This window comes from Streptomyces triticagri, from assembly GCF_003429565.1.
GTDB classification, from domain to species: domain Bacteria; phylum Actinomycetota; class Actinomycetes; order Streptomycetales; family Streptomycetaceae; genus Streptomyces; species Streptomyces triticagri.
On sequence record NZ_QUAK01000238.1, the window covers coordinates 1 to 20,027 of the forward strand.

16 protein-coding genes are annotated in these 20,027 nt (G+C 72.0%); 13 read left to right on the forward strand and 3 right to left on the reverse strand.

Annotated elements, in window-relative coordinates:
• Positions 1-14: 14 nt before the first annotated feature.
• The 4 genes from DY218_RS32980 to DY218_RS32995 are packed head-to-tail and all read left to right on the forward strand — an operon-like array spanning position 15 to position 3,823.
• On the forward strand, positions 15-929 hold the full coding sequence (locus DY218_RS32980; RefSeq protein ID WP_128559870.1) for an ABC transporter permease: 915 nt from the start codon (positions 15-17) through the stop codon (positions 927-929).
• Positions 917-1,762 carry an ABC transporter permease gene (locus DY218_RS32985; protein ID WP_128559871.1) on the forward strand — a complete coding sequence of 282 codons (846 nt, stop codon included), beginning with the start codon at positions 917-919 and terminating at the stop codon, positions 1,760-1,762. The genes DY218_RS32980 and DY218_RS32985 overlap by 13 nt, the downstream gene beginning before the upstream one ends.
• Positions 1,759-2,823, forward strand: coding sequence for an ABC transporter ATP-binding protein (locus DY218_RS32990; RefSeq protein WP_128559872.1), 1,065 nt, complete (start codon positions 1,759-1,761; stop codon positions 2,821-2,823). The genes DY218_RS32985 and DY218_RS32990 overlap by 4 nt, the downstream gene beginning before the upstream one ends.
• Positions 2,824-2,860: 37 nt before the next feature.
• Positions 2,861-3,823 (forward strand): endonuclease/exonuclease/phosphatase family protein, encoded by a 963-nt coding sequence (locus tag DY218_RS32995; RefSeq protein ID WP_128559873.1) that lies wholly within the window; start codon positions 2,861-2,863, stop codon positions 3,821-3,823.
• Positions 3,824-3,926: 103 nt separating this feature from the next.
• Here the strand turns inward: DY218_RS32995 and murA are convergent, their stop codons facing one another.
• The gene (murA, locus tag DY218_RS33000) at positions 3,927-5,273 is read right to left on the reverse strand and encodes a UDP-N-acetylglucosamine 1-carboxyvinyltransferase (protein ID WP_128559874.1); all 1,347 of its coding nucleotides are present in this window, start codon (positions 5,271-5,273) and stop codon (positions 3,927-3,929) included.
• 304 nt (positions 5,274-5,577) lie between these two features.
• Here murA and DY218_RS33005 point away from each other — a divergent pair, with 304 nt between their 5' ends.
• The 7 genes from DY218_RS33005 (at position 5,578) to DY218_RS33035 (ending at position 14,488) form a co-directional block, all read left to right on the forward strand.
• Positions 5,578-6,165 (forward strand): YqgE/AlgH family protein, encoded by a 588-nt coding sequence (locus tag DY218_RS33005; RefSeq protein ID WP_128559918.1) that lies wholly within the window; start codon positions 5,578-5,580, stop codon positions 6,163-6,165.
• Positions 6,166-6,286: 121 nt separating this feature from the next.
• Entirely contained in the window at positions 6,287-6,589 is a 303-nt protein-coding gene (locus DY218_RS33010) for a DUF3039 domain-containing protein (RefSeq protein ID WP_128559875.1), read from the forward strand.
• 172 nt (positions 6,590-6,761) lie between these two features.
• A complete protein-coding gene (locus DY218_RS33015; RefSeq protein WP_128559876.1) occupies positions 6,762-8,393 on the forward strand; it encodes a beta-N-acetylhexosaminidase in 1,632 nt (543 codons plus the stop codon).
• 310 nt (positions 8,394-8,703) lie between these two features.
• On the forward strand, positions 8,704-9,603 hold the full coding sequence (locus tag DY218_RS33020; protein ID WP_128559877.1) for an FAD binding domain-containing protein: 900 nt from the start codon (positions 8,704-8,706) through the stop codon (positions 9,601-9,603).
• Entirely contained in the window at positions 9,600-11,387 is a 1,788-nt protein-coding gene (locus DY218_RS33025) for a 2Fe-2S iron-sulfur cluster-binding protein (RefSeq protein ID WP_233522026.1), read from the forward strand. The genes DY218_RS33020 and DY218_RS33025 overlap by 4 nt, the downstream gene beginning before the upstream one ends.
• Complete coding sequence (locus DY218_RS33030; RefSeq protein ID WP_128559878.1) at positions 11,384-13,690, forward strand: xanthine dehydrogenase family protein molybdopterin-binding subunit; 2,307 nt, start codon at positions 11,384-11,386, stop codon at positions 13,688-13,690. The genes DY218_RS33025 and DY218_RS33030 overlap by 4 nt, the downstream gene beginning before the upstream one ends.
• Before the next feature lie 270 nt (positions 13,691-13,960).
• Positions 13,961-14,488, forward strand: a complete 528-nt coding sequence (locus DY218_RS33035) for a hypothetical protein (RefSeq protein WP_128559879.1) — start codon at positions 13,961-13,963, stop codon at positions 14,486-14,488.
• A gap of 1,251 nt (positions 14,489-15,739) precedes the next feature.
• Here DY218_RS33035 and DY218_RS34405 read toward each other — a convergent pair.
• Positions 15,740-15,877 (reverse strand): hypothetical protein, encoded by a 138-nt coding sequence (locus tag DY218_RS34405; protein ID WP_158574185.1) that lies wholly within the window; start codon positions 15,875-15,877, stop codon positions 15,740-15,742.
• Between the two features lie 523 nt (positions 15,878-16,400).
• Between DY218_RS34405 and DY218_RS33040 the strand changes: the two genes are divergently transcribed.
• A complete protein-coding gene (locus tag DY218_RS33040; RefSeq protein ID WP_233522031.1) occupies positions 16,401-16,709 on the forward strand; it encodes a hypothetical protein in 309 nt (102 codons plus the stop codon).
• Here DY218_RS33040 and DY218_RS33045 read toward each other — a convergent pair.
• On the reverse strand, positions 16,700-17,215 hold the full coding sequence (locus DY218_RS33045; protein WP_128559880.1) for an NUDIX domain-containing protein: 516 nt from the start codon (positions 17,213-17,215) through the stop codon (positions 16,700-16,702). The genes DY218_RS33040 and DY218_RS33045 overlap by 10 nt on opposite strands.
• 69 nt (positions 17,216-17,284) lie before the next feature.
• Here DY218_RS33045 and DY218_RS33050 point away from each other — a divergent pair, with 69 nt between their 5' ends.
• On the forward strand, positions 17,285-19,549 hold the full coding sequence (locus DY218_RS33050; RefSeq protein WP_128559881.1) for a DUF6571 family protein: 2,265 nt from the start codon (positions 17,285-17,287) through the stop codon (positions 19,547-19,549).
• The last annotated feature ends 478 nt before the right edge of the window (positions 19,550-20,027 follow it).

A 20,027-nucleotide genomic window follows, 5' to 3' on the forward strand; every position in this document is an offset into this window, starting at 1 on the left:
AAGCAGTCCATACCGTGGCCGAGGCCCCGGCCGCGCCCGCGGAGCCGGCGCCCCTGCAGGACCCCGCACCCCGGCGCCGCCCCGCGCGCCGGGGCCGGGCCCGGTGGCTCGCCGTGGTGCCGTTCTTCGTCTTCCTCGCGGTCGGCTTCGGACTGCCCGCGGGGACCATGGCGTACGGCGCGTTCACCGCGGTCGACCCGGACAGCGGGGCGACCGTGTTCACCACCGACAACATCACCGGATCGCTGTCCGGGGTCTACGCCGGCGGCCTCACCCGCAGTCTCGAACTGTCCCTGATCACCGCCCTGTTGGCGACCGCCGCCGGCACCGTGATCGCCCAGGCGCTGGTCGCGTCCAAGCGGCCCGCGCTGCGCCGGGCGGTCGTCTCGGCCTGCGGAGTCTTCGCCAACTTCTCCGGTGCGCCCCTGGCGTTCGCCTTCATCGCCACCCTCGGCACCACCGGCACGCTCACCAAGCTGCTCTCGCTCGGATCGACGGGTTTCAGCCTCTACACCTTCACCGGTCTGGTGCTCGCGTACCTGTACTTCATGATTCCGCTGATGGTGGTCACCGTGCTGCCGGCGCTCGACGGTCTGCGCAGTCAGTGGCGGGAGGCCGCAGCCTCCTGCGGCGCCACCCGCGGCCAGTTCTGGCGGCACATCGGCATCCCGGTGCTCACGCCCTCGCTGCTCGGCGGCGCCGTCCTGATGTTCGGCACCGCCTTCGCCTCGCACGCCACCGCTGCCGTCCTGGTCGGCGGCTCCGTCGAGCTGATCACCATCCAGATCGCCAACGCCCTCAACGGCAACGTGCTGGCCGGCCAGGAGAACCTCGCGCTCGCCATGAGCCTCAACATGGTGGTCGTCGCGCTGCTCGTGATGGCCGTCCAGATCCCGCTGCAGCGCAGGAGTGCCCGATGGCTCGGCTGAACACCCGCGCGCCCGTCCTCACGGTCGCCGCGCTCTACTTCCTGGTCCCGATCGCGGCCTCCCTGTGGTTCACGATCGACGACACCGACGGCATCAGCTTCGAGGCGTACACCAAGGGCCTCGGCTCCGAAGGGCTGATCACCAGCCTGACGCTCTCGGTGGGGATCGGGCTCGCCACCGTCGTACTCGGCCTTCTCCTGATGGTGCCCACCATGGTCGCAGTCGCACTGCGGCTGCCGAAGCTGCGCCGTACCGTCGAGACGCTCTGCATGATGCCGCTCGTCGTCCCGCCCATCGCCCTCGTCGCCGGCGTCACCTCGGTGCTCGCCTGGCAGCAGGACCTGGCGGCCACCCCGCTCTACGGGACCTTCCAGGCGCTCATCAACCCGGACTTCCCGCTGATCCTGGTGATCGTCTACACGGTGATGTCCCTGCCGTTCCTGTACCGCTCGCTCGACGCCGGACTGCGTGCCGTCGATCTGCGCGTCCTGGTGGAGGCCTCGCGCAGCCTCGGCGCCTCCCGGGTGCAATCCCTGTGGCAGGTCGTCGCGCCCAATCTGCGGCAGGCCGTGATGGGCGGTGCGGTGCTCAGCCTCGCCATGGTGCTCGGCGAGTACTCGGTCGCCTCGGTGCTCGGCTTCCGGCCGTTCGCCGTGTGGATGGTCGAGGCCGGCGACAGCGAGGCCCAGCTGTCCGTCGCCGCGGCGATGCTCAGCCTGCTCTTCACCTGGGGGCTGCTGCTCCTGCTCACCGCGCTCGCCGGCGGGCGCACCCGTACGTCCCGTACGCCCCGCACGTCTCGTACGCCCCGCACGCAAAGGAAGACCTCATGACCGTCCCCGTGCAACTCAAGCAATTGCGCCGGGAGTTCGGCTCCACCACGGCGCTCTCCGGGCTCGACCTGGACATCGCCGCGGGCGAGCTGGTCGCGCTGCTCGGACCGTCCGGCTGCGGCAAGACCACCGCCCTGCGCATCATCGCGGGCTTCGAGTCGGCCGACAGCGGCGAACTCCTGATGGACGGCCAGGACGTCACCGACGTGCCGGCCCACCGGCGCGACATCGGCATGGTCTTCCAGTCGTACAGCCTCTTCCCGAACATGACGGCCGCCGAGAACGTCAGCTACGGACTGCGGGTGCGCGGCGCCTCCGCGGCCGAACGCACCTCCCGTGCCCACGAGTTGCTCGAACTCGTCGGCCTTCCCGGCCGCGAGGGCGCCTACCCGCACCAGCTCTCCGGCGGCCAGCAGCAGCGCGTCGCGCTGGCCCGCGCCCTCGCCGTACGGCCCAAGGTGCTGCTCCTGGACGAGCCGCTGTCCGCGCTCGACGCCAAGGTCCGCCTCAACCTCCGCGAGGAGATCCGCCGCATCCAGCTCGAACTCGGCATCACCACCGTCTTCGTCACGCACGACCAGGAGGAGGCGCTGTCCATGGCGGACCGGGTCGCCGTGATGAAGGACGGCCGGCTCGAACAGTGCGCCGCGCCCAGCGAGTTGTACGACCGCCCGGCCACCCCCTTCGTCGCGGAGTTCGTCGGCACCATGAACCGGCTGCCCGCCGTGATGAGCGACGGCAGCACCGTCGAGCTGCTCGGCCGGCGGCTGCCCGCGCACGGAGAGCGGGAGTTCGCCGCCGGGACCGCCGTCGACGTACTCCTGCGACCCGAAGGCCTCGCAGTGGCGGGCCCGGACGCCGAGGGCGAGCCGGCCACCGTACGCGTCGCCACCTTCCTCGGGCCGACCACCCGACTGCTCCTGACCACCGAGTCCGGGACGGCCGTCAAGGCCGACCTGCCGAGCCGGGACGCGGGCGCACTCGCCCCCGGCTCCCGCTGCACGATCCGTCCGCACGACAAGTCCGTGCTCGTCGCCGAGGTCGAATCCGAACAGACCTGACGCGACCGCGCACCGCCCACAAGGAGTGACCCCCCTCGTGACTGTCACACGGCGCATCTTCCTCACCGTGGCCGCCACCGCCGTGGCCGCCGCGACCACCACCGCATCCGCCCAGGCCGGACCCGACGCGGCACCCCGCGCGGCCGGTGAATTGCGCGTGCTCACCATGAACCTGTGGCACGGCGGAGCACAGGTGAACGACGGCCTGGACAAGCAGGTCGCCGTCATCGAGAAGCACAAGCCGGACGTCGTCGGCCTCCAGGAGACCTCCGGCCACGCGGCGAAGGACCTCGCCGAGCGGCTCGGCTGGGACCACTGGCAGTCCGACGGCAGCCTCGGCGTGATCAGCCGGCACCCGATCACCTCGGACGCCGAGACCATCGGCGGGGGTGCGGGCGCGGGCGTACGCATCCGCATCGACGAGTCCACCGGCCAGGAGGTCGAGCTGTGGACGGCCCACCTCGGCTACACGCCGTACGGGCCGTACGACGCCTGCTTCGACCAGATGCCGGTCGACACGATCATGGAGCGGGAGGCGGAGTCCGGCCGCACCGGCCAGGCCACCGAGCTCGCCGAGAAGCTGGAGGGCAAGATCGCGGACGCGGACGACACCCCGGTGCTGCTCGTCGGCGACTTCAACTCGCCCTCGCATCTGGACTGGACGGACGCCAACCAGCACTGCGGCTACGGGCAGATCGACTGGCCCGCCACGAAGATCGTCGCCGACGCGGGCATGACCGACTCCTACCGCCAGGCCCACCCGGACCCGGCCGCCGACCCCGCCACCACCTGGTCGCCCATCTACCCGAACCACGACGGCTCCACGGGCGACCCCGAGCCGCAGGACCGGATCGACTTCATCACCTACGCGGGCAGCAAGCTCGGCGTCCAGGACTCCTCGGTGATCCTCGAGGGCGATCCGAAGCCGTATCCGGACCACGCCGACAACGCCTGGCCGACGGACCACGCGGCGGTACTCACCACCTTCTCGGTGAGCTGACTCTCCTCGTACTGGTACGTACGAAGAACGGCTCGTACGTACGAAGAACGGCGTCGCCCCGCGTGAGGTGCGGGACGACGCCGTTCTCTCGTGGTCGGGGGAGCTACACCAGCGCCCCGCCCGGCAGTTCGACCTTCGCGCCGAGCTCCATGAGCTTGTCCATGAAGTTCTCGTAGCCGCGGTTGATCAGGTCGATGCCGTGCACCCGGGAGGTGCCCTGCGCCGCCAGCGCCGCGATCAGATACGAGAAGCCGCCGCGCAGGTCGGGGATGACCAGGTCGGCGCCCTGGAGTTTGGTGGGGCCGCTGACCACCGCGGAGTGCAGGAAGTTGCGCTGCCCGAAACGGCAGTCGCTGCCGCCGAGGCACTCCCGGTACAGCTGGATGTGGGCGCCCATCTGATTGAGCGCGGAGGTGAAGCCGAGCCGCGACTCGTACACCGTCTCGTGCACGATCGACAGGCCGGTGGCCTGGGTGAGGGCGACGACGAGCGGCTGCTGCCAGTCCGTCTGGAAGCCCGGGTGGACGTCCGTCTCCAGCGCTATCGACTTCAGGTTCCCGCCCGGGTGCCAGAAGCGGATGCCCTCGTCGCCGATCTCGAAGGCGCCGCCGACCTTCCGGTATGTGTTCAGGAACGTCATCATCGAGCGCTGCTGGGCGCCGCGCACGTAGATGTTGCCCTCGGTGGCGAGCGCCGCGGACGCCCAGGAGGCGGCCTCGAGGCGGTCGGGCAGCGCGGCGTGGTTGTAGCCGCCGAGCTGGTCGACACCGGTGACCCGGATCGTCCGGTCGGTGTCCATCGCGATGATCGCGCCCATCTTCTGCAGGACGCAGATCAGGTCCTCGATCTCCGGCTCGACCGCCGCGTTCGACAGCTCTGTGACGCCCTCGGCGAGCACCGCCGTCAGAAGCACCTGCTCGGTCGCGCCGACCGACGGGTAGGGCAGCTCGATCTTGGTGCCGCGCAGCCGCTGCGGGGCCTCCAGGTACTGGCCGTCCGCCCGCTTCTCGATCGTCGCGCCGAACTGCCGCAGCACCTCGAAGTGGAAGTCGATCGGCCGGCCGCCGATGTCGCAGCCGCCGAGGCCCGGGATGAAGGCGTGGCCGAGGCGGTGCAGGAGCGGGCCACAGAACAGGATCGGGATCCGCGAGGAACCGGCGTGCGCGTCGATGTCCGCGACGTTCGCGCTCTCCACGTGCGACGGGTCCATGACCAGCTCGCCCGGCTCGTCACCGGGACGGACGGTCACCCCGTGCAGCTGCAGCAGGCCGCGTACGACGCGTACATCACGGATGTCCGGGACGTTGCGCAGCCGGCTCGGACCACTGCCGAGCAGCGCGGCGACCATGGCCTTGGGGACCAGGTTCTTCGCGCCGCGGACGCGGATCTCGCCCTCCAGCGGGGTCCCGCCGTGGACAAGCAGTACGTCGTCATTGCCGTTGACGGTCATGTATCTCGCGTTCCGGTGAGGTGGGCTGAGGGCGTTGGGCTGTGGAGTCCCGGGCGCAAGCGTAATGGGCGTCAACCCCCTTCCTGTAAGGGCGAGGGCGACCGAAGCCGTTTCGGATCGCGAACCGACACGAGCGGTGCACCGGCCGCCGCACAGGGTCACCGGATCGCGGTCGTGACGGGTGGGAGGCGCGGGGCGGGCGCAGCGATGCGGATGCGGGCGCTGCCAGCGGATTGAGGCGCTCGGCGGGCGCTTGTGGCCGTTGCCTCCCCACCGGGCGGCAAGATGCGGGATCATGTCTCGCATGACCGAGGTGTCCTCGCTCACAGGGCGGTTGCTCGTGGCCACGCCTGCCCTGGCGGACCCGAATTTCGACCGGGCCGTGGTGCTCGTCCTCGACCACGACGAGGAGGGCTCCCTCGGTGTCGTCCTCAACCGTCCTACGCCCGTCGGGGTCGACGACATTCTGGAGGGCTGGGCCTCGCTGACCGGGGAGCCCGGTGTCGTCTTCCAGGGCGGTCCCGTCTCGCTCGACTCGGCGCTCGGGGTCGGCGTCGTGCCCGGCGACGACCACACCGGGCCGCGGCCCGGTGCGCGCGATCCCGTCGGCTGGCGCCGGGTGCACGGCGCGATCGGACTCGTGGATCTGGAGACCCCACCGGAACTGCTCGCCGCGGCCCTCGGCTCGCTGCGGATCTTCGCCGGATACGCGGGGTGGGGCCCGGGGCAACTGGAGGACGAACTGACCGAGGGCGCCTGGTACGTGGTCGACTCCGAGCCGGGGGACGTCTCCTCACCGGTGCCGGAAGGGCTGTGGCGATCCGTACTGCGCAGACAGCGCAGCGAGCTCGCGATGGTCGCCACATATCCGGACGATCCCTCCCTCAACTGACCGGCGACCGGCCTGTCCCCGGCGGCCTCCCGCTGTCCGCGCGGATGCGCGCCGCCCCGGCGCGGCATCGGTGGCAGCTGTCGCTGCGGGCAGCTCCGGCGCCTGGGTACCCTTGGCAGTTATGAGCACTCTCGAGCCCGAGCGCGGGGCAGGTACGGGGACCCTCGTAGAGCCGACGCCGCAGACGTCGCACGGAGACGGCGACCACGAGCGCTACGCCCACTACGTCCAGAAGGACAAGATCATGGCGAGCGCGCTCGACGGTTCGCCCGTCGTCGCACTCTGCGGCAAGGTCTGGGTCCCGGGCCGCGACCCGAAGAAGTACCCGGTGTGCCCCATGTGCAAGGAGATCTACGAGTCCATGGGCGCCGGCGGAGACGGCGACAAGGGCGGCCAGGGCGGCAAGGGCGGCGACAAGAAGTAGCCCGCCAGGGCCCCGGCACCGCTCGGGGGATCCGTCCCGGACCGCGGTCCGGGACGGACGCTCCCGGGTGACCCGTGAGGTCCGCCCCTGCCGTCAAGTCCCCTCGTCAGGGCCATGATCCGGTCGACGGGGGTGCTGTCCCACCGCCTCGGTGGCGTGGCAGGCTCGCCCCATGACAGATCCCGGAATCATCCCGGCACCGCGCGCCCGGCGCGCCACCCCGGGAGACTTCGTACTCGACGAGCACACCGTCATCGACGCGGGCCCCGGCACCGAGGGCACCGCACGCTGGCTGCGCGGCACGGTCGGCGCCGCCACCGGACTCCCGCTCGCCCCCGGGGCGGCCGGCGACCCGCACGCGGTGCGCCTGCGCATCGACCCCGAGGGAGCCGGTGCACCCGGGCCCGAGGGCTACCGGCTCGATGTCGCGCCCAGCGGCGTCACCATCCTCGGCGGCGGTGCGGCCGGCGTCTTCTGGGGTGCGCAGACGCTGCGGCAACTGGTGGGACCCGAAGCCTTCCGCCGGGCCCCCGTCGCGCAGCGGCAGTGGATCCTGCCCGGCACCTCCATCGAGGACCGGCCGCGCTTCCGCTGGCGCGGCAGCATGCTCGACGTGGCACGGCACTTCATGCCCAAGGACGGTGTCCTTCGCTTCATCGACCTCCTTGCCGCGCACAAGCTGAACGTCTTCCACTTCCATCTCACCGACGACCAGGGCTGGCGCGTCGAGATCAAGCGCCACCCGAAGCTCACCGAGCACGCGTCCTGGCGCTCCCGCACCAAGTACGGCCACCGCGCCTCACCGCTGTGGGAGGACAGGCCGCACGGCGGCTACTACACCCAGGACGACATCCGCGAGATCGTCGCCTACGCGGCCGAACGGCATATCAGCGTCGTCCCCGAAGTGGACATCCCGGGCCACTCGCAGGCCGCGATCTCCGCATACCCCGAGCTCGGCAACACCGACGTCATCGACACCACCACCCTCTCCGTCTGGGACTCCTGGGGCGTGACACCGAACGTACTCGCGCCCACTGACAACGTCCTTCGCTTCTACGAGGGCGTCTTCGAGGAGCTCCTCGAACTCTTCCCGTCGACCTTCGTGCACGTCGGCGGCGACGAGTGCCCGAAGGACCAGTGGAAGCAGTCCCCGGCGGCGCAGGCCCGCATCGAGGAACTGGGCCTCGCCGACGAGGACGAGCTCCAGTCCTGGTTTATCCGGCACTTCGACACCTGGCTCGCCGAGCGCGGCCGCCGGCTCATCGGCTGGGACGAGATCCTCGAGGGCGGCCTCGCACCCGGCGCCACGGTCTCCTCCTGGCGCGGCTACGCGGGCGGCATCGCGGCGGCACAGTCGGGCCACGACGTCGTCATGTGCCCCGAACAGCAGGTGTACTTGGACCACCGGCAGCACGGCGGCGAGAGCGAGCCGGTGCCCATCGGATACGTCCGCACCCTCGAGGACGTCTACCGATTCGAGCCCGTACCACCGCAGTTGACGCCGGAACAGGCACGGCACGTCCTGGGCACCCAGGCCAACCTCTGGACCGAGGTGATGGACAGCCAGGCGCGCGTGGACTACCAGGCGTTCCCACGGCTCGCCGCCTTCAGTGAGGTCGCCTGGAGCACGCTGCCCGCCTCCGAGGAGCGGGATTTCGCCGAGTTCGAGGACCGGATGACCGCCCACTACGCGCGACTTGACGCGCTCGGCGTCGGATACCGGCCGCCCGGCGGCCCGTTGCCGTGGCAGCAGCGGCCGGGCGTTCTCGGACGTCCGATCGAGGGAGCGCCCCCGAACGTGTGAGTGTCCCGCCGGGGGCACGTCCCAGGGGTGCGGCCCTGGGACTCTGGGGGCTGCGGAGAAGCCCGTGGCCGTGCGGGAAACGCAGAACGATGCAGAACACGGACAAGGGTCGGCAAAGCGCCACAAGCGCAGCTCAGGGCCCGTATCGGATGAATACGGGCCTACCTTACGAAGGGGCTGGAACAGCTCGTACCGGACCCGTTCGTCGGCGGGCCCGGAAGATGTGCCAGAGTTGCCACGTCCAGCTGTGGAGCACGTACCGTACGGCGGAACGAGCCCGACGGGCAGGGCACTGGGAAGGGGCAGCCGGTTGACCACGCACGCACCGCATTCGACGCACGCGGCGCCGTCCGTGCTGCTTCCGGCCTCGCTCGACGAGGCCGTGGAGGCGCTCGCGGCGACGCCCGCCGCCGTGCCGGTCGCGGGCGGCACGGACCTGATGACCTCGGTCAACTCCGGACAGCTGCGGCCCGCCGCACTGGTCGGTCTCGGGCGGATCAGTGAGATCCGCGGCTGGCAGTACCAGGACGGCCATGCGCTGCTCGGCGCCGGGCTCACCCACGCGCGCATCGGACGCCCCGACTTCGCCGCCCTGATCCCCGCGCTCGCGGCCGCCGCACGCGCGGCCGGACCGCCCACCATCCGCAATGCCGGCACCCTCGGGGGCAACATCGCCGCCGGAGCGCCGACCGGTGACTCGCTGCCCGTGCTGGCCGCCCTCGAGGCCACCCTGATCATCGCCGGACCCGGCGGTTCGCTGCGCGAGGTCCCGGTCTCCCATCTGCTCGCCGGCATGGACAATCTGCGCGCCGGCGAACTCATCGGCTTCGTACGGGTGCCGCTGCTGCACGCCCCGCAGGTCTTCCTGAAGGCCACCGGACGGACCGGACCCGGACGTTCCACCGGCTCCGTGGCCGTGGTCCTGGACCCGGCGCGGCGCGGGGTGCGCTGCGCGGTGGGCGCCATAGCGCCGATGCCGCTGCGGCCCCTGGAGGCCGAGGCGTGGGTGGCCTCGCACATCGACTGGGACGCGGGCCGCGCCCTTGCACCGGAAGCCCTCACGGCGTTCGGCGACTATGTGGCCGCGGCCTGCATCCCCGACGGTACGGCGCCCGACGGGACGCCTGAGCAGCTTTCGCCGGCGGTACTGCATCTGCGGCGCACGGTCGCCGCGCTGGCCCGGCGAGCACTCGGAAGGGCACTGGCGTGAGCAACACCCAGCACCACGGTGACGGAGACCGCGAGCGCCGCGGTCCCGGCGACTACGACGACCCGCCCCAGGTGCACTATCAGCACCCCTATGGACAGGGCTCGCACGGTCAGCAGGACGCGTACGGTTCGCAGGACGCGTACGGTACGCAAGCCCCTGAGGGCGGCTACCAGGCCACCGGTGGGGACGGCGCTCCCGAGGGCGGGTGGCAGCCCACTCCGCAGGGTGCGTTCGACGCGGAGGCCACGGCGTTCGTCCAGCTTCCCGAGGGGTACGCGGACATTCCGCTCGCGGCTCCGGGCAGTGGATTCGTGCCGCCGCCGATCTCCGTGGCGCCCGGCGCCGCGACCGACCCCGCGGCCACCGGTGCCTTCGTGGTGCCGAATTTCGACGGTCCCGAGGGCGGCGCAGGTGAAGGCCCGGGGGCTGGTGTCGGTGCCGGTGTCGGTGAGGCCGTGCGGTGGCCCGAGCCCAATGCGCCGCAGGAACCGGTGCGGGACCCGTCGGCGGTCACCGGGTCGTGGTCGTTCACCGAAGGCGCGCCGGAAGACTCCGACGGCGGTGGCGCCGGTCACGGCGTGGCCACCCCCGCCCCCGCCGACGACGCCGACGCCGACGCCGACGCGGTCAATGTCACCGGGCAGTGGTCCATTCCCGTCGCCCGGGGCGATCTGCCCGACGAGTCGGGCGAGTTCACCCAGTCGGCGCTCGTCGAGCAGTGGGCGTCCGGGGCGCCGGCGACGCTGCCGGGCGGCGCTCCGGCACCCTGGGCGCCGCGTACGGAACAGCCCGGCGTTCCGCAGGCACCGGCGGACGAGGGCGCCGCCCCTGCCGACGCGCGCGTGGAGGACGGTACGCCCCCTACGCGCGTGGAGCCCGAAACGGCGACCACGCGCGCGGGGACGGCTGCCGAAGGCGACGACCCCGAGGCGGCGGACGACAGCCCCACCGGAGCCGAGCCACCTGCCGGGCACCCGGACGAGGAACGCCGAGACGCAACGGCCCACGATTCCGCCGACTCCGAGGACCGGACCCCGCACCCGGACGCACCACCCGAGGACACCGCGGACGAAGCCCCGGACCTGACGCCGGCCGACGCACCGCAACCCGCCTTCCACGACGACCGCCCCCTCGCGTCGTACGTGCTCAGTGTCAACGAGACGGACCGGCCCGTCACCGACGCCTGGATCGGCGAATCGCTGCTCTACGTGCTGCGCGAGCGACTCGGTCTTGCGGGTGCCAAGGACGGCTGCTCGCAGGGCGAGTGCGGAGCCTGCGCGGTCCAGGTCGACGGACGCCTCGTCGCCTCCTGCCTGGTGCCGGCGGCCACCACCGCGGGCAGCGAGATCCGCACGGTCGAGGGGCTCGCCGCCGACGGCCGGCCCTCCGACGTCCAGCGCGCCCTGACCTGCGGCAGCGCCGTCCAGTGCGGATTCTGCATCCCCGGCATGGCGATGACCGTGCACGACCTCCTGGCCGGCAACCCCGACCCCAGCGAGCGCGAGACGCGGCAGGCCCTCAGTGGCAACCTCTGCCGCTGCTCCGGCTACCGCGGAGTGCTCGACGCCGTCAGCGAGGTCGTCGCGGAGCGGCGCGCCGCATCGGCAGCGGAGGCCGAGGAGAGGCAGCAGACCGAATCCGCGGAACGGGACGCCCGCGTCCCGCACCAGGCACCACCCGGCGCGGGCAGCGCGCACCCCGAGCCGTACGGTCACGGCCCCGACCCGTACGGCCATCACCCGCACGACCCCGAGCAGTACCCGTACGACGGAGGCCAGGCGTGAGCAACGAGACCGCCACCGCGGCCGACCCCACCGACACGGCCCCGACCCCGCCCCCGCACGGGCTCGGCACCTCGCTCAAGCCGGCCGACGCCCGCGCCAAGACCGAGGGCACCTTCCCGTACGCCGCCGACCTGTGGGCCGAGGGCCTGCTGTGGGCGGCGATCCTGCGCTCGCCGCACCCCCACGCGCGCGTGGTGTCCATCGACACGTCGTTCGCCGCGGCCATGCCCGGCGTGCACGCGGTCGTCACCCACGAGGACGTCCCCGGCGACCCCGCCCACGGCCGCCGCATCGCCGACCGCCCCGTCTTCGCCTCGGATCTGGTGCGCCACCACGGCGAACCGATCGCCGCCGTCGCAGCCGACCACCCCGACACGGCGCGGATGGCCGCCGCCGCCATCGCGGTCGAGTACGAGGTGCTCGATCCCGTCACCGACCCGGAAGAGGCCTTCGCGGCCGAACCTCTGCACCCCGACGGGAACCTGATCCGCCATATCCCGCTGCGCTACGGCGACCCCGAGGCGGCAGGCGACGTCGTCGTGGAGGGCCTCTACCGCATCGGCCGCCAGGACCCTGCCCCCATCGGCGCCGAGGCGGGCCTCGCCGTACCGCGGCCCGACGGCGGCGTGGAGCTCTATGTCGCCTCCACCGACCCGCACGCGGACCGCGACCTCGCCGCCGCCTGCTACGGCCTCGAGCCGTCCCGAGTGAAGGTCGTCGTCACCGGCGTACCGGGCGCCACCGCGGACCGCGAGGACCCCGGACTGCAACTGCCGCTCGGACTGCTCGCCCTGAAGACCGGCTGCCCGGTGAAAATCACCGCCACGCGCGAGGAGTCCTTCCTCGGCCACCCACACCGGCACCCCACCTTGCTGCGCTACCGCCACCACGCCGACGCCGAAGGCCGTCTGGTCAAGGTCGAGGCGCAGATCCTGCTCGACGGCGGCGCCTACGCGGACGCCTCGTCCGAGTCCCTTGCCGCCGCGGTGGCGTTCGCCTGCGGCCCGTACGTCGTCCCGCACGCCTTCATCGAGGGCTGGGCGGTACGTACCAACAACCCGCCGTCCGGGCACGTCAGGGGCGAGGGCGCGATGCAGGTGTGCGCCGCCTACGAGGCCCAGATGGACAAGCTCGCCGCCCGGATCGGCATGGACCCGGCCGAACTGCGGCTGCGCAACGCCCTCGCGACCGGCGACATCCTGCCCACCGGCCAGACGGTGACCTGCCCCGCCCCGGTGGCCGAACTGCTTCGCGAGGTACGCGACTTCCCGCTGCCCCAGCTGCCCAAGGACACCCCCGAGGAGGACTGGCTGCTGCCGGGCGGCCCGGAGGGCGCCGGCGAGCCGGGCGCCGTCCGCCGCGGCGTCGGCTACGGGCTCGGCATGGTCCACATGCTCGGCGCCGAGGGCGCCGACGAGGTCTCCACGGCCACCGTGAAGGTCAAGGACGGCGTGGCCACCGTGATCTGCGCCGCGGTCGACACCGGCCAGGGCTTCGCCACGCTCGCGCGCCAGATCGTGCAGGAGACCCTCGGTCTCGACGAGGTGCACGTCGCCCCCGCCGACACCGACCAGCCGCCCGCCGGCCCCGCCTGCCGCGGCCGCCACACCTGGGTGTCCGGCGGCGCCGTGGAACGGGCCGCGAAGATGGTCAGGACCCAGCTCCTGCAGCCGCTCGCCGCCAAGTTCGGCATGTCCACCGAACTGCTCCAGATCACCGACGGCAAGATCACCTCGTACGACGGCGTCCTGTCCACCACCGTGATGGAGGCCATGGACGGCAAGGAGCTGTGGGCGACCGCGCAGTGCCGCCCGCATCCGACCGAGCCGCTGGACGAGACCGGCCAGGGCGACGCCTTCGTCGGCATGGCCTTCTGCGCCGTACGTGCCGTGGTCGACGTGGATGTGGAGATCGGCGCGATCCGGGTCGTCGAACTCGCCGTCGCCCAGGACGTGGGCCGGGTGCTCAACCCGGACCAGCTCAGGGCCCGTATCGAGGCCGGTGTCACGCAGGGCGTCGGCGCCGCGTTGACGGAGAATCTGCGGGCACCGCGAGGACTCGTCCGGCACCCCGACCTCACCGGGTACGCGCTGCCCACGGCCCTGGACGCACCCGACATCCGCATCGTGAAGCTGGTGGAGGAACGGGACGTGGTCGCGCCGTTCGGCGCGAAGGCGGCCTCCGCGGTGCCGGTCGTGACATCGCCCGCCGCGGTCGCTGCAGCGGTGCGGGCGGCCACGGGCCGGCCGGTCAACCGGCTTCCGATCCGGCCGCAGGCGGCTGTGGTGACGTCGGGGGAGTAACGGGTGGCGGCAGCGGCCGGGTTCGCCCTTTGGGCTGAATCCCGGTGCTGCCTGCGGGAGTTGTGAGCGCGTTGCCGCGGGGGCGGTGGCGCGCTTCTTGCTTGGGCGGAGTGCGTTCCGCGGGTGCCGGGCGCCTGTGGACAACCGTGTGACGAGGGCCTGCCTGTGGATAACTCGGAGCCGATTGTCGGTGGGTGCGGCTACCTTGTGTCGCGAGTGATCGACGTTGTGTGACACGAGAGTCGGGGTGCGGTGATGGTGCAGGGCGGCGTGGGGCGTGTGCGGGATGTGCCCGCGGACGGTGTCGCGGGGGCGGCGGTGTTCGGTGGGCTCGCGGGCGTCGGTTCGGGGGCGGGTCCGGGAGCGGCCGGTGCGGTCGGGGCGCTGGTCTCGGAGTTCACATCGCTGCGTGGGTTGCAGTCGGCCGTGGGGGAGTTGCTGCGTGACCTCCGCGGCTCGCCCGCGAGCGCCGCCGTGCTCGGTCAGGAGCGGGTCGCACGCGGGCAGTTGGGCGGCGGCGCGGACGCCTGGGGAGAGGCGGCGGCGGTGCACGGCGCCTGCGAGGCGCTGCTGCGTGAACTGGGCGTGTTCGCCCGCCTGTTGGACGCCTCGGTGGCGGCGGTCGGCAGTACGGGGCTGGCCGCCCGGCGAGGTTACGAGAGTCTGGACGGCGAGGTGCGGAGCCAGGTCGTTGCTGCCGGGGCGGCGTTGGGCGACCCCGGTGCTGGAAGAGGTGCTGGTGGGGGTGCCGGCGGGGTTGTGGCCGGCGGAAGTGGGGTGAGCGGGCGTGGGTGGTGAGCGGGACGGCGGCGGTGGATCGTTCGAGGGGATGTCGCACGCCGAGGTGGTGCGGTGGATCGATCAGGCGGACAGCGGTGCGGTGCAGGCCGCGGCGGAGCGGCTCACCGCGGCCTCCCGGATGATCCACCGGATCGCCGGCGAGCTGCGGACCCGGCCGCAGGGTGTGGTGTGGCAGGGGGAAGGAGCGGACGCCTTTTGCCGGTGGAGCGCGGAAGTGGCCGGCGCCACGAGGCGATTCGGCGACCTGAGCCAGGAGGCGGCCGGCTGGCTCACGCGTGCGGCCGAGGCGATCGCGCGGGCACAGGCCGCGGTGCCCCGTGAGGGCGGGGAGACCCAGAGCGGCGGGATTTCGGGGGCGGTCCCGGGTGCGGCGCGGCCTGATGGCGGGATCGCTCTGGACAGCGATGCGACGGCGAGCGAACTGGCGGTGCGGGAGGCGGTGTTGAAGGCGGCCAGGGAGCGGCTGCGCCTGGAGGCGGTGGCCGAGCTGCGCAAGTTGAGCCAGGCGTACGAGCTGTCGGCGTCGCAGTTGAACGGCCTGGAGCGGCCCGAGTTTCCGCCGGTGCCGGGGGAGTCGGCGGGGGCCGGGAGCGGGGGCGGTAGCGCCGGAGGTCGGGAGCGGGGTGTTGGTGCGACGCCGGTAGGTGGCGTCAGTTCGTCGACGTCGACGGAGGGAAGCGGTGAGGCCGCGGCGCCTGGTCGAGCGGTGAGTGCGACGGCTGGGGCTTGGGCGTCCGATGGGTGGCCGTCCAGGGGTGCCGTGGCGGAGGAGAGGGATGTGGTCCGTGGTGTCGGGACCGGGTGGGGGTGCGGAGAGGGCGGGTCCCCGGTGGGGTCGGGTGTGGCGCGGCCGGACGGCGGCGTGGGAATGGTGATCGACGGTGTGTCCGGGATGGGCCCGGCGGTCACGGGGGCGGCGCCGTCCGCGTCCCACGGTCCGGAGACGGCCGCCGGGAGGCCGGTGGCGGGTTCGGTGCCGGGTGCGGGCGTGGTGGGTGATGCGGGCGGTGCGTTGCTGCCTGGAGCTGTGGGGCCGGTCGGGCAGATGGGGCCGGTGAGTTCGGGTGGTTCGGGCCGGGCGGCGCCCGTAGGGGGCGGAGGCGGTGCCCGGGGAGGTGTGGTTGCTGGGGGACCTCCGAGTCCGGGCCTGAGTCCGGGCCCGAGCTCGACTGGGAGTGGGGGCCCGGGCGCGCATGCGTCGTCGTACGGGAGCAGGGCGGTGCAGGGCCCCGCCGGCGTGGTCGGAGGTCACCCGGTGCCGATGGCGCAGGTGGCGGCGCCGGGCGGGACGACGGGGACGGGTGGGGCGGGCGGCGCGCGTTCCGGTTCCGTCTCCCGTTCGGCGGGCGGCAGTTCGGCGAAGCAGCGGGACAGGCGGCGGTCCACGGGCGTGGTGGTCGGCGCCGAGCCGGCGAGCGGCGGGGGCGGCTCCGTACCGACCCGGGCGGATCCCGAGGGCGGCCTCGTACCGCCAAGGGGTGCTTGACCTGGGGTGGGCGGAGGAGTGGATCGCGGACGTGGATGAACCGACGGGGAAGGAGACGCGCGTTCAGCGCGGGAGCAGATGGCTTGGTCCGAGTGGGAGCAGCTGAAGTCGGCTGCGGGCGGCGGCCACCCGCCCGCAGGGACCGCACCGGGAGCGGGGTCGGGAGGAGAAGCGGGACCGGGGACCGGTCTCATCGGCGGAGGACCGGACCTCGGGTCCGGGACGGCCGGTTCCAACGGCGGCGTGGGCTTGGGGAGCGGTGTGATCTCCGGCGGTGGAGTGGGCCTCGGAGACGGATTCGGGCCCGGTGGCGGAGCCGGTCTCGGAGACGGAGCCGGGGCCAGTCCGGGTGGTGGGATCGGCCATGGCGGGTTCGGCCCGGGAGCCGCAAGTCCACCCGGGGGCGCGGGTCGGGACCTCGTGGTGCATGACAACGAGCTCGGCGCACTCGGCTCACACGCCTACGGGCTCCGCGAGCGTCTTCGGCGGGACGCGGACCAGGCCCGCGCGGGCACATTCGCCGCGGCCACCAGCCTGTTCAACGGCGGCCTGGACCTGGGAGCAGCGCTCACCCAGCTCTCCGAGGCCTGGAACACCCAGTCCCGCACCCTCGTCGACGCCTGCGGTCACATCTCCAACCATCTCGACTTCACCAGGTCCCAGCACTCCAAGGACGACGTCAAGGTGGCCACCGAGGTGAGCACCTCCCGCATCACCGAGTACTACCGATGAGGAGCCATCGGAGCCCGGCGGTCCAGCGCCCGGTATCGGTCGTACGCCTGGCGGGCATCGGGGACGAACTCCGCACTGTGGACGAGGAGTTCGAGTTCGGGCGCGTCGAGCCAGTCGTGCGCCGCGATCTCGCCGGGATCCGGGCGGGCCGACGCCGGGACGGCGACCTCGTGCAGACCGAGCCAGTACGGGCCGATCGCACCGGCGCACCGAAAGGTGAACACAAGCCGTGGCGCGGCACGCACGCCCAGCTCTTCCTCGAGTTCCCGGGCCGCGGCCTCCTCGTACGACTCACCGACGCCCACCGCGCCGCCGAGCATCCAGTTGCACAGCCCCGGGAAGCGAGTCGCGTCGTCGGGTCGGCGATGCACGAGGAAACGGCCCCGCTCGTCCCGGCACACGATGGTCGCGATGCGATGCAGCCAGCCGCGTCGGATCGCCTCCGCCCGGTCGACGATCCCCAGTACCCGGTCCTCTTCGTCGACGCGCTCGATCAGTTCAGCCATGGACGCATGGTGCCAGGCGGTGTCGGTGCGCGGAGCCGGCCGCGAGTTCGCCGGGGAGGTGAGGTGTGAGTGGGACTGACCGTACGGCAGTTGCTGGATCTGCAGCTCGGCGGGCTCAAGGCGACCGTCGACGACTGGCAGTCCATGGCGCGCAGACTCCGCGCACTCGCCACGGGCACGGACGGCGACGCGGGAGCGAAGCAGCTCGACGCCCGGGCCCGCAAGGCGGACTGGAGCGGGGCAAATGCCCAGGTGGGCCGCGGCTTCGTGACCAGAACCGCCGGCGAGTTCAACGACGCGGCCGCCGCCGCCCGCAGCGTCCACGCCGTGCTGCGTGACGCCCACTCGGGCCTGACCCGGCACCAGGACGCGCTCGCCGCCGTCATCGCCGACGCCACCCGCCGCAACATCCACATCAACGACAAGGGAGGCGCCCAGCCACCGTCCGCGCCGCCGGGAGTGCTGGCCCAGGAGGACCGGCCCGAAGGCCCCACGAAGAGTGAACTGGCCGCGGTGGAACAGCAGGTGGCCCGCATCCTGCGCGAGGCCGACGAGACCGACCGGGTCGCCGCGCGGGCGCTGCGCGCGCTGTCCCGTGACCGGCACGACTTCGCCGGACGCCCGGTCGCCGGCCTCGCGGACGCGGCGGCCCGGCAGGGCGCGGCGGACGCGAAGTACTGGGCCGCGAAGATCGCCCGCGGCGACGTGGCGGGCTGGAGCGACGACGAACTCGGCCGGTTCAACGAGATGTTGGGACTGCAGCGAGGGAACAGCGCCTTCACGGAGGCGTTCGCGGTGGCCCTCGGAGGACGCGGGACGCTCGAGTTCTGGCGCGACCTGTCCTCCCCTGAGGGCGGTGTCGACGCCGCCCGCTCCGGCCTGCTCGCCGACACCCAGGACCACCTGAGCATGACCCTGGCGAGCGCCACCCACAGCGAGAGCCCCGCGATGGACGCCTGGAAACGCGACGTCATCTCGGCGGGTGGCACGTACTTCCCGGGCGAGGGCAGGACGGGCACGGGCCCGTACGGATTCCAGATCATGAGCAGCCTCATGAACAAAGGGAGATACGAATCCGGGTTTCTGCGCGACTACGGCGAGGAGTTGATCGAGTTCGAGCGCCGCTACCCGGCCGACCCCGAGGTCGTCTGGCGCAGCCGCGCCACCCTCGACCACCCGCCGGACGGCGCCCCGAACGATCCCATGGCCGGCTACCTCGAAGCCCTGGGGCACAACCCGGAGGCATCCCTGAAGTTCTTCAACGACGCCACCGGGGAGGGCCGGGACGGGCTGGCCCGTACGGACAACTTCGACTACCTGGTCGGCAAGGGCGACGACGTACGGGCCTGGCCGCCCGGAGAGGACGGAGAACCGGTCGGCCACGACAACCTCGGCCACGCACTCGAATCGGCCACGCTCGGTTACGCGTACGACGCCCGGAACCCTTCCCCGCCGCCGATGACCACCGCCGCGGACATCGAGGCACGGGAGGCGAGGACGGCGCTGACGGCCCGGGTCGTCGATCACTACGGTTCGGCCGAGACGATCGACGCGCAGCCCGGCGTCCGGGACAGCCTGGCGCGCATCGCGGCCGGGCACGTCGACAGCATCTCCTACACGATGGCCAACTTCGGCGGCAGCGGCGAACTCACGGACCGGGACGGGTTGTTCGACGCGAAGGGTCGCCATCTGGCCGACTTCGGCCAGTCGGACACGGTCAATTTCCTCACGGCACTTGCGTCCGAGAAGAGCTCCTACGACACGGTGTCCGCGGCCCAACAGGCGTACACGTCGAGCCTGATGGCGGCACAGGGCGACCGGCACGAGGACGCGATCGACGCGGGGATGGCGGGCACGGTCGTACACGGCCTGCTGGACGAGGCCCGCACGGAGGCCATCGGCAAGGAGTACGCGGACGAGGCCGACGAGCGCAACCGTGAGCTGGAGAAGCAGGGTGAGTGGCGTTCGTACGCGGTGGGGGCGTCGGTGGCGGTCGTCGCGGGCGCGGGTGCGGCGCTTGTGGTTCCGGCGGCGGGGGCTGCGGCGGTCGTCGCGCCCTTGGCCTTCGACGCGGCCCAGGGCGCGACGGAAACGGCCTGGGCCACGAACACGATCGATTGGCTCAGTGCGCGTGAGTATGACAACAGCGAGGACGCGAGACAGGGCATTCAGCGTGCCCAGCGCGAGGGTGAACGTAATGCGATGGTGCCGTTACAGAATTTCGCAGAGGCGAGAGGGATGGGTCCTAAGGAGTTTAGAGATGTGGAACGGCGCGCCTATGTATCCTACGCCCAAGGTGGGCATTTCGCCGATTCGGACAATGCTCGCTTTTAGATTGACCGTCTTCGTTTTCGCGCTACTGGCTGTGACTTCATGCACGTCGGGTCATGAGCGTGACGAGAAGGCCGGAGACAAGTGCCGCGCTGTGCTCGGGGAGGCTGGGGTTCGTTGGCTGAGTGAACGGGGCAACGGCTCGGGCGAGATTGCCATGGGTGGTGCAGACAGTGTCAAGCAGACCCGAGATCGATATCGGTCGCAGGTGTCAGCGTGGCATCCCGGTTCCCTTTCTGATTCGGTTCACGGTGACTCGCAGGTTTGTAAGGCGCGGGCAGGAAAAGCGATTTCGGGGCGCTACCTGCAACTAAGTTTCGGCCCGTCCATCTTCCCGTTTGAGCACGAATTCGACGCACCGTCGAGGGTGATCGGAGATCAGCGAGTCGTTAGCGCATCGTCGGGTGTAAAGCTTGTGTGGGGAAAGCTGGCGCCTGGTGGACGCGTTGTATATCGAGTCATCGTCATGTGTGGCATCGAG